Source organism: Corynebacterium sp. HMSC070H05 (assembly GCF_001837615.1).
Lineage (GTDB): Bacteria > Actinomycetota > Actinomycetes > Mycobacteriales > Mycobacteriaceae > Corynebacterium > Corynebacterium coyleae.
The window spans coordinates 19,389-28,635 of record NZ_KV833306.1 but is presented as its reverse complement, the minus strand read 5'-3'; the positions used below and the strand labels follow the sequence as shown (position 1 = coordinate 28,635).

The window sequence follows — 9,247 nt, the reverse complement described above, 5'->3', positions numbered from 1 at the left end:
AAGCGTTACACCACACTAAGGGACGCAACCCTGTGGGGCTTGCGCGTTTCGGTAGTCGCACCTGTCGACATTGGCACTGGGGTGCTTTTCTTCTTGCTAGCAGCTACATTGCCTCTGGCGGCATATCGGCCTACTGTCGCCGCTCTGGGGCATCTTGCGCTGTTTGCGGTCGCAAGTTTTTCCGCTCGTTCTCCAGATTTGGTGACGTTGACGTCCGTTCTGATGGTTACTGTAGTTACTGCGCAACGCAGGTATAAGACTGGAGTAGTCCTTGCAGTTTTTACGACACTACTTGGGTTTTACTCCCCGGATAAAAAGTCGTTTAGTGTGGATTCGCAGTCTGTGACCATCTTTAGCCTCATGATGGTTTGCGCATTTGCCGTTGGGTGGTTTATCAACACGGTGAATACAAAAGAAAGGCAACGCCATCTCCAGATACGCCAACGTAAGGCAGAAGTAGCTGGGCTTCTCCATGACACGGTAGCTGCTGATCTAACTGCGCTGATAGTTAGGCTTGAAGCATTGGCGATCGCCACGCCGGAGATAGAGCAAGCTCTACAGAAGTGTGCTACCACAGCGCGTAAGTCAATAGGCGGTATTCGCGCGTTAGTGGACGAGCTCAATGCCCAGGCGATCAATCATCAGCAAGCGACTGTGCCAGCGCTAACCACGACACTGATACAAACTAATCGCGCGCTTCAGGAGGCCGGATTTCATGTTGAATCCACCGCGAATATCAGCGTGGATCCCGGCACTGAGTCTATCGACAAGGCGCTCAGTCGATGTTTGTCTGAGGCCAGTGCCAATATCATCAAGTATGCCGTACCTGATTCCATGGTGAGAATGACTGCAACTGCAGATGCCAAACAAATCATTGTGACTCTCGCTAACACTTATAGACCGGGGCGTGGGCGAGCTGGTTCCAGCCATTTTGGTTTAGTATCTATGCAGCGAACGATTGCCGCCGTAGGCGGAAGCATGACACTGGATAGCGCTGATGCCCGTTGGTCGATTACTTTCCATGTCCCCGTCTGAAAGGTTTCGTCGTAAATATGAATTCCGTGATCTCTCTTATGCTTACCGTTAGCCTTGTGGCAGGATCCCCCGTAACAGTCGAGGTACCTCCCGCTGAGAGGAAACCGGTGACTCATACATACCAGATTATTAAGGACTGGCTGGGGTGCAGTAAAGGTCAAACCCATCCTTGGTGTAGTAAATGAGCGCCAGGATCCTCCTTGTTGATGATGATCCCGTAATCCGGGAATCCTTTCCGCTTTACTTCTCTAAAACCCCAGACCTAGAGGTTGTCGCCACCGCCGCGAACGGGCGCTGCGCGCTGACATGGCTCGATAGTCATACCTGTGACGTTGTGTTGTCCGATGTCCGCATGCCCGATATGGATGGAGTCGAATTACTGAAACAGACGAACAGTTTCGATGAACCACCTGTTTTTGTTGTGATGACAGCTTACGACACTGACGACACGATGATTACTTCTCTTGCGCGTGGGGCGTCCGGGTACGTCATTAAAGGACAACCTCCGCAGGTAATTATTCAGGCGCTCAGAGATGCGCTTAAGGGAGGGACCAGTCTCTCACCCCAATGTGTGAAACGGCTGGTAGCTCAATCCCCGTGGGGGCGGTTTGTCGAACGAATGGCACACGCTTCATTAACCGATAATGAGGAAGCTGTCATGGAATTGTTGCGCCGAGGAAACAGCAATAGACAAATAGCAAAAGAGTTATTTTATTCTGAATCCTATATAAAGAAAATAGTGTCTTCTCTTCTGAAAAAAATGGACTGTAGCTCTAGGGCGGAACTTATAGCTCTCCTGAACTGAGCTAATTGTTTCGGCGGAGTACTTTCGCTGTCTGGAAAAAGGCTCTTGGCGTCAGCTAGAAGTCACGAAGAAGACGACCACTACAGCCACGAAGCCTGTGCAGTCCGCATTCTGCCAATCCGCAAGCCGCGGCTACGTCAAGAAAGTGACAGTCGAGGTAGATCATGTAAAAGTCGTCTTCAACGTGTCCTTCGTACGCGTACATGCGGAACATTCCCCAGTAGATGTCGCGGATCGCTTGGGCGCCGCTTGCGTGCGGGTCGTTAGTGCGTTGGTTGCGAAACATCGGTTCGATTGCCGTGGTCATGGCCCCCTTGCGGTGTCGCCAATAGCAATATCGAACGCATGAACGGGCGTCAGGGAAGTGGCCAGCAGAAATGGAAAAGAATACGTTTGTCCATTCGAACACTTTAAGTTATTGTGTGAAGATCATACAAAACCGCCACGACACGATATGTTGGGCAGATGCTTTTCGACGCCACCGTGATCCCACGCGAACCCAACCGCGTCATGCCTGGGGTGGTGCATTTACCTGCGTTTTTCACCTCAGATGAGCAGCGGGACATTATCGAACAAGCGCGCGAATTAGCACGGTCAGTTGCCGGAACGCCGGTGGCGATGCGCCAACCACGTGTGGGCAAAGGGCAGATGGATGCGTGGATGCTGTCGCTCGGGTGGTTTTGGGCAACGAATCCCTACCGCATGCTGCAAGAAGTCGATGGTTATCCGGTGCCGCCAGTGCCGGAGAACTTTCAGCGGATTGCAGAGAAGGTGATGGGGCGGGCACGTGAGATCGACAAGCTTGTCGGTGAGACCCCGAAAGTGGAGACAGCGCTGGTGAATTTCTATCCGCCGGGCAAGGGAATGGGCATGCATGTGGATGCGGAGGAGGAATCCGAGAATGCAGTGGTCAGCCTGTCGTTCGGTCAAGACTGTGTGTTCCGCATCGAGGGGCACGATATTCTCCTCATGTCCGGAGATGCGTTGGTGTTCGGAGGTCCGGCGCGGCGTGCAAAACACGGTGTGTTGGGCGCGAAGAAAGGGACGTCGGCGCTGCTAGAAGGAAGACTCAACATCACGATGCGACAAATGGAGAAGTGATGATCGCACTGCTTGGAGTGTGGCTGGCGGCAATTGTCAGTCCGGGCCCGGACCTGTTTCAGATCATCCGGGTCGGTGCGAAGAATCGGCGCGACGGGATCCTGTGTGCGCTGGGCATCATGCTGGGCAACACGGTGTGGATTGTCGCGTCGTTGGCGGGGCTGAGTGCACTGATTCAGGCGTTCCCGGAGATCCTGTCGGTGTTGCAGATTGTCGGTGGGGCGTACCTGCTGTGGATGGGTGTCGGCGCGATTCGGGCGAGCGACCCGGAACTGCCGGAAGCGCAGCAGGTGAGCAGACCGTTCCTCACCGGTGTGGCGACGAACCTGTCCAACCCGAAGGCCGTCCTGTTCTTCGGGGCGATCTTCGCCCAGTTCGCACACGTGGGCTGGTGGGCGGCTCCGTTGCTGATAGCTACCGGAATCGTCTGGTTCGTCGGGTTCGCACTGGCAGTCCGCGCGATGGCCTCCAAGATTGAGCGTTACGGCAGGTGGATCGACGTGGTCACGGGCGTCATCTTTATTCTTCTGGCCACATGGATGCTGTTGGAGGGCCTACACTTCGGCGCATGAGCGAACAAAAGGTTGCAGTAGTTACAGGTGGTTCCGCGGGTATTGGCGAGGCGACGTGTCGGGCCCTTGCCGCCGACGGTTGGAAGGTCATCGTGGCGGCTCGGCGTCTGGAGAAGTGCCAGGCGATTGCTGATGACATCGGCGGCCGAGCAATCCACCTCGACGTGACGGACCCGGCCAGCGTGGCAAAACTCAACGAGCTAGAGCGCGTGGACCTGCTGGTCAACAACGCGGGTGGCGCGAAGGAGACTGACTACCTGCGCGACGCGGACGACGCGGACTGGGAGTGGATGTTCCAAACCAACGTGATGGGCACCATGCGCGTCACTCGTGCGCTGTATCCGCAGCTCAAGGCGTCGGAGGGGCTTGTGGTCAACATTGGTTCGGTGGCCGGCACGGACGCATACAAGGGCGGTTCGGGGTACAACGCCGCCAAGTACGGCCTGCGCGGTATGACCAGGGCGATGCGCAGGGAAGAGGCGGAGAACAACATTCGTGTGTGCGAGATCGACCCGGGTCGGGTGAAGACCGACTTCTCGCTGAACAGGTTCGGCGGCGACGAGGAACGTGCGCGGAAGGTCTATGAGGGCAACGTCAACCTGACTGCAGAGGACATTGCGGAGGCGGTGCGGTGGGTGGCGAGCCTGCCGAAGCGGGTGAACATCGACACGATGAGCATCATGCCGGTCGACCAGGCAGACCGCTAGACTGCCCTACATGCATATGGACGTGTCGATTTCGGGCGAATCAATCAAGCTCGGGCAGTTCTTGAAACTGGCCAACCTGGTGGAATCCGGTGGTCACGCGAAGGAAGCGATTGCTGGGGGAGAGGTGCTGGTCAACGGTGATGTGGTCACCTCGCGGGGGCATTTGCTTTACGACGAAGACACCGTCTCGATCGGCGACGCCTCCGCAACAGTGATGGCGGACTCGGACGGTGACGATTACTTCGATGAGCGCACCGCCAACGACGATTTCGATCCGGAGAAGTGGAGGAACATGTAATGCCTGCATTCGAAGGCAAGGACGGCATGCCGTTTTGGCAGGACCTGATGACCACGAATGTGCTGAAGTCCACGCACTTTTACAGCAACGTGTTCGGTTGGGAGATCGTTGACGGCACTGCTCGCAAGGATGGGTTGCCGGTGGCGGGTCTGGTGTCGGGTAAGGCTGATGGCTGGGTGACGTCGTTTATGGGCGGCGGCGAGGTGGAAAAGCTCGGCGGCCGTGTCCTGAGCGCCGACGATGAGTTGACGCTGTGTGAGGACCCGTCCGGCGGCCTGTTTGGCCTGATGGATCCGGAGGAACGCTTCGTCGCGGCCGGTGAGCCGGGGGTGCCGGTGTGGTACGAGTTGGTGACCACGGACCAGGCCACCATCGATTTCTACGGCGACCTGTTCGACTGGGAGATCCGCGAGGAAGACGGTTACTTCCTGGCGTTTGAGGACGGTGCGCCGTTCTTGGGTATGTACGTCGGCGAGGCGGCGTCGTGGGTGAGTTACTTCGGTGTGGAAGACCTCGAAGCAGCCTGCAAGGCGGTGGAGGCGCACGGCGGCACGGTGCTCGTCGGGCCTGGCGAGGGCGCGTTTGGGCCGATGGCGGGCATTGCGGACCCGAACGGTGCGCAGTGCTTCATCGTCGAGGTTGACGTGCCGACGTTCGAGGAGATCAGCGAAGCGGACTCTGTGCTGTGAAACGTGTAGGGGCGGCGCTGCTGGTGGCGTCGTTGAGTTTCCCGCTGAGTGCCTACCACGTGGACCCGTCGTACAACAGGGACCGGACGGGTCTTGCTGTGGTGCATCCGGACGGACGTGTGTCCATTTCGCCGAAGGCGGAGGAGGCCCGGCCAGCGCTGTCGCTGGCGAAGCTCTATCTGGGCTACTACGTGCTGTACAACGGCACGAAGGCTGAGAAGAAGCAGGTGGAGGAGATGATTGCCTCCTCTGATGACGGGATTGCCAGCACGTTGGATGCGAAGTATCCGGAGGCGATCGATCAGATTGCCGAGGACTTTGACTTGAAGCAGACGGCACGTGGTGTGTCGTGGGGGAAGTCGCAAACTTCGGCGCGGGATCTGGCCACGTTCATCGCGTCGATTGTGTGGGACCCGGCGGCGAAACCGCTGTTCGCGGGCATGGAGAAGCAGACCGCGGTGGCGTCGGACGGTTTCATCCAGGGGTTTGGCACGGCCCGGTTGAAGCGTGTGAAGGGCTCGAAGATGGGTTGGTCAGACGACCGGGAGAGTGCGACGGGCTCGGTGTCCTGGGGTGAGATCGGCAAGGAAACGTGGGCGGTGGCCGCACTGACGTACGGCACCGCCTATGAAAACACGGTGGATACCAACGTGGGTATCAACCAGGTCAACGACGGAGATGCTCCGCGACATCCTGCACTCGACGGCGGATTTCTGCCGGTGTGGAAATAAACCCCTTGGCGTAGTACTCGGTGCCTTCGAGCCCTGAACCTGCCGGCACCTGCACGAATCCCTCTCGGTTGGTGGTGGGGAAGGTGAAGACGTAGTCGTCGGCGGTGGGGGCTGGGGTATCCCCAAGCACCCAGGCGGTGACGGGGCCGGGCAGTTGGTCGACGGCGCGTTGGGCGTCTTCTGCGCGGTCGACGTCGAGGATCGTCGTGCCGGAGAGTTCAGCGGCGGCGGCCACGTCGGGGCGCCACAGCATCTCTTTGGCATTGTCGGGCCCGTCCCACACGGAGACGGCCCACGCGCCGGTCGGGTTGCTCGGCTTGAACACAACACCGAGCTCATGCTTGTCGACGACCACCTCACCCGACCACTTCGTCGCCGGCATCGCATGATCCACCGCACTGCCAAGCATGAGCATGGCGGCGTGCGTGATCCGGTCCGGAAGGAGTGCCAGGTAGTTCGGGCCGTCCTCGTAGGTCGCCTCGATGTAGGAGGCGAGCTGCTCCAACTGCAGTTCCGGCGGCAGGTCGCGCTTGACGCCACCGACGTTGAAGTTCGGGTCGCCCTGTTCGTTGAGCGGGTATTCCTCTACCAAATCGTCACCCTGTCCTCGGGCTCGATCCACATCTTGGAGCCCTTCTCCACGTCGAAGGCGTCGTAAAACTCGTCGATATTCGCGGCGATGACGTTGCAGCGGAACTCGTTCGGGGCGTGCGGGTCGATGGCCAGCAGCTGTGCCGCCATCTCCGGGCGTGCCTTGGAGCGCCACACGCGAGCCCACGCGTAGAACAGGTTCTGGAAGCCTTCGCGGGTTTCTTCGAGGCCCTTGTCGGCGAGGTACTTCTTGTACGCCACGACCGCAATGCCGAGTCCGCCGAGGTCACCAATGTTTTCGCCAAGCGTGAACTCACCCTTCACGCCAGAGGTGTCGGTGCCCTCCAGGACGGATGGGACGAGCCCGTTGAACTGCTCGACCAGTTTGGAGGTGAGTTCCTCGAAGTTGGCGCGGTCCTGTTCGGTCCACCAGGAGTTGAGGTTGCCCTGGCCGTCGTAACGCGAGCCCTGGTCGTCGAAACCGTGGCCGATCTCGTGGCCGATCACCGCGCCGATCGCGCCGAAGTTCTGGGCGGCGTCGGCATCGGGGTCGAAGAACGGCGGCTGCAGGATCGCGGCCGGGAAGGTGATGTCGTTGACTACCGGGTTGTAGAACGCGTTGACGGTCTGCGGGCTGGACACCCACTCGTCGCGGTCGGATGGCTTGCCGATCTTGCCCAGCTGGTAGTCGTGCTCAAACGCGGCACCGCGGCGCACGTTCTCGACAAGGTTGTCCGTGAACTCCAGGCCTTCGTAGCTGCGCCACTTGTCGGGGTAGCCGATCTTGGAGTTGAACTGGGAAAGCTTCTCCGCGGCCTTCTTCTTGGTTTCTTCGCTCATCCAGGGGAGGTCGGCGATGCGGGTGCGGTAGGCGTCGATAAGGTACTGCACCAATTCCAGCATCTGCTCCTTGGACTGCGGCGGGAAGTGGCGCTTGACGTATTCGCGTCCGATGTCCTCGCCGATGAGGGATTCTGCGAGGGCCACGCCGCGCTTCCAACGGTCGCGCTGCTGGGTCGCGCCGGAAAGCTTCTTGCCGTAGAACTCGAAGTTTGCCCTTCCGATCTCCTCGCTGAGCACGCCGGCGCGGGAACGCAGGATGTTCCACGCAGCCCACAGCTGCCAGTCGGCGAGCGTTTCGCGGCGCAGCATTGCATCCAGATCCGCGGTGTAGGAGGGCATCATGTCGATGACGTGGCCGTCGGGGAGGCCGGAGGCGCGAAGCATCTTCTGCACCAGCGGCGGTACCTCGGAAAGTTCGGCCGGGTTGTAGGTGGCGATCGCGTCGCGCGACTTCACCACATCCCAGTGGGAGTCTGCCAGCGCCTTCTCCACGTTGATAATGCGCTGTGCGGCGATCTCCGGGCTCAGCCCCAGCAGGTACTTCGGGGCGAGGAACTCGAGCATGCGCGCGACGTGCTTCTCATAGTCAGCGAGCGTCTGTGCGTGTTGTTTCTCGTGGTAGTAGGCCTCGTCGGGAAGCCCAAGCCCCGATTGCACGAGGTAGGGGACGGAATCCTCGCCCTGGGAATCCTTCTCCACCCAGTAGGTCAGCGGTGCGCCAATGCCTGTGCGCTCCAAGAGCCCTAACTTTTCGACGAACTCCTCAACGCTCGCCACCTCAATCAACTCCAAGTCGGCGTTGAGGGCGTCGATGCCTGCAGCGTTGACCGCATCCACGTCCATAAAGGAGGTGTAGAGGGCGTTGCCGTCCGCAAGAATGGCGTGGACATCTTCCTCCGCCTTATCGCGCAGGGCGTAAAACGCGCCGTCAATGCCGCGGTCAGCGGGGATTTCGTGGTTGGCGACCCACTCGCCGTTTACTACTTCAAAGAGGTCATGCATGCCACCATGCTACGGAATTGGCACCTGGATCGGGGCCAAAGATTGCTCAATAATCCAGTTGGATGCCTCCCGCTGCTGGCCGAGGGTGTAGCTGCCGTGCAAACTAATGTCGTGGAAGACAGCAAACGCGCCCAACCCGAGGGAACGGAACAGGTTGTTGAACTCCCCGAACGGGATCTGGCCTGCAGCCACGTTGGTGCGCATCGCCGGGGAGACAAGACCACGGTGCGCCTCGTTCATGTTGCACACCAGGTCACCGGCGTTGCAGATCTCCAGCACGCGGGGGCCGAGCTCGCCGTAGCCCTCCGGGAGCGGGCCGAGGGACCCGCGTGCGTGGGGGGAGGTGCCGTGGGACAGCACCGCACCGTTGTCGCCCTGGTACGGGTTGGCAAACAGTGCCACACCCGAGACCTTCTCCGGCGCGATCGGGCCGCGACCGTGCGCAATATCGCTGGTCAAGCGGGCGGCGATGTCGGCGCCGAGGGAGTAACCGGTGAAGGAGAAGCGGGCGTCCGGGCACGCATTGGCTAGGCGGGTGACAGTTGCACGCGCCTTGTTGTAGCCAGTGGCGGACGCCTGCTTGTACGGGGTAGCCGCGAACGGGGTGGAGCGGTACGAAACCCAGACTGGATCGATCTCGCCGGCGGTGCCGAGCTTGGTCAGGATGCCCGTCATGAACACGTTGCCACCGTGCGGCACGTAGTCGGGGATCCCCTCAGCCGTGTTCGCTCCGCCCGGCACCGCAACCAGGTAATGCGCGGAGCACCCCTGCTGCTTGAAGGGCTGTGCTTCCGCAGTGGTGGTTGCGGTGGCGATGGCGCTGAGGGCAGCGACGCAGGCTGCGAGAACATTTCTGAGTTTCATGACATGTGC

General features: G+C 59.8%; 12 protein-coding genes. 8 read left to right on the top strand and 4 right to left on the bottom strand.

Going from position 1 to position 9,247, the window contains the following annotated elements; all coding sequences use genetic code 11:
- Both HMPREF2617_RS04470 and HMPREF2617_RS04465 read left to right on the top strand, forming a co-directional pair.
- Nucleotides 1–1,035 (top strand): sensor histidine kinase (locus HMPREF2617_RS04470; RefSeq protein ID WP_210400814.1); only part of this gene is annotated, 1,035 nt, incomplete at its 5' end.
- A 181-nt stretch (nucleotides 1,036–1,216) separates the two neighbouring features.
- Nucleotides 1,217–1,840 (top strand): response regulator, encoded by a 624-nt coding sequence (locus HMPREF2617_RS04465; RefSeq protein ID WP_070421986.1) that lies wholly within the window; start codon nucleotides 1,217–1,219, stop codon nucleotides 1,838–1,840.
- A gap of 55 nt (nucleotides 1,841–1,895) precedes the next feature.
- On the opposite strand, the gene HMPREF2617_RS04460 is transcribed toward HMPREF2617_RS04465, so the two are convergent.
- A complete protein-coding gene (locus HMPREF2617_RS04460) occupies nucleotides 1,896–2,147 on the bottom strand; it encodes a hypothetical protein (protein ID WP_070421987.1) in 252 nt (83 codons plus the stop codon).
- Nucleotides 2,148–2,305: 158 nt separating this feature from the next.
- On the opposite strand from HMPREF2617_RS04460, the gene HMPREF2617_RS04455 reads away from it, so the two are divergent.
- The 6 genes from HMPREF2617_RS04455 to HMPREF2617_RS04430 are packed head-to-tail and all read left to right on the top strand — an operon-like array spanning nucleotide 2,306 to nucleotide 5,938.
- Complete coding sequence (locus tag HMPREF2617_RS04455) at nucleotides 2,306–2,941, top strand: alpha-ketoglutarate-dependent dioxygenase AlkB (RefSeq protein WP_070840145.1); 636 nt, start codon at nucleotides 2,306–2,308, stop codon at nucleotides 2,939–2,941.
- Nucleotides 2,941–3,513, top strand: coding sequence for a LysE family translocator (locus HMPREF2617_RS04450; RefSeq protein ID WP_070840142.1), 573 nt, complete (start codon nucleotides 2,941–2,943; stop codon nucleotides 3,511–3,513). Before HMPREF2617_RS04455 ends, HMPREF2617_RS04450 begins: the two co-directional genes overlap by 1 nt.
- A complete protein-coding gene (locus HMPREF2617_RS04445) occupies nucleotides 3,510–4,220 on the top strand; it encodes an SDR family oxidoreductase (protein WP_070840140.1) in 711 nt (236 codons plus the stop codon). Before HMPREF2617_RS04450 ends, HMPREF2617_RS04445 begins: the two co-directional genes overlap by 4 nt.
- 10 nt (nucleotides 4,221–4,230) lie before the next feature.
- Complete coding sequence (locus HMPREF2617_RS04440) at nucleotides 4,231–4,518, top strand: RNA-binding S4 domain-containing protein (RefSeq protein WP_070451948.1); 288 nt, start codon at nucleotides 4,231–4,233, stop codon at nucleotides 4,516–4,518.
- A complete protein-coding gene (locus HMPREF2617_RS04435) occupies nucleotides 4,518–5,207 on the top strand; it encodes a VOC family protein (RefSeq protein ID WP_070451945.1) in 690 nt (229 codons plus the stop codon). Before HMPREF2617_RS04440 ends, HMPREF2617_RS04435 begins: the two co-directional genes overlap by 1 nt.
- On the top strand, nucleotides 5,204–5,938 hold the full coding sequence (locus tag HMPREF2617_RS04430; RefSeq protein WP_070484951.1) for a hypothetical protein: 735 nt from the start codon (nucleotides 5,204–5,206) through the stop codon (nucleotides 5,936–5,938). Before HMPREF2617_RS04435 ends, HMPREF2617_RS04430 begins: the two co-directional genes overlap by 4 nt.
- On the opposite strand, the gene HMPREF2617_RS04425 is transcribed toward HMPREF2617_RS04430, so the two are convergent.
- From HMPREF2617_RS04425 to HMPREF2617_RS04415, 3 genes are read right to left on the bottom strand one after another with little or no spacing between them, the layout of a single operon-like run.
- Nucleotides 5,874–6,530 (bottom strand): hypothetical protein, encoded by a 657-nt coding sequence (locus HMPREF2617_RS04425; RefSeq protein ID WP_070840138.1) that lies wholly within the window; start codon nucleotides 6,528–6,530, stop codon nucleotides 5,874–5,876. The two genes, HMPREF2617_RS04430 and HMPREF2617_RS04425, sit on opposite strands and share 65 nt — an antisense overlap.
- The gene (locus HMPREF2617_RS04420; protein WP_070840136.1) at nucleotides 6,524–8,374 is read right to left on the bottom strand and encodes a M13 family metallopeptidase; all 1,851 of its coding nucleotides are present in this window, start codon (nucleotides 8,372–8,374) and stop codon (nucleotides 6,524–6,526) included. Before HMPREF2617_RS04420 ends, HMPREF2617_RS04425 begins: the two co-directional genes overlap by 7 nt.
- 9 nt (nucleotides 8,375–8,383) lie before the next feature.
- Nucleotides 8,384–9,238: a cutinase family protein gene (locus HMPREF2617_RS04415; RefSeq protein WP_070840134.1), complete on the bottom strand. Its 855-nt coding sequence runs from the start codon at nucleotides 9,236–9,238 to the stop codon at nucleotides 8,384–8,386.
- Nucleotides 9,239–9,247: the final 9 nt, after the last annotated feature.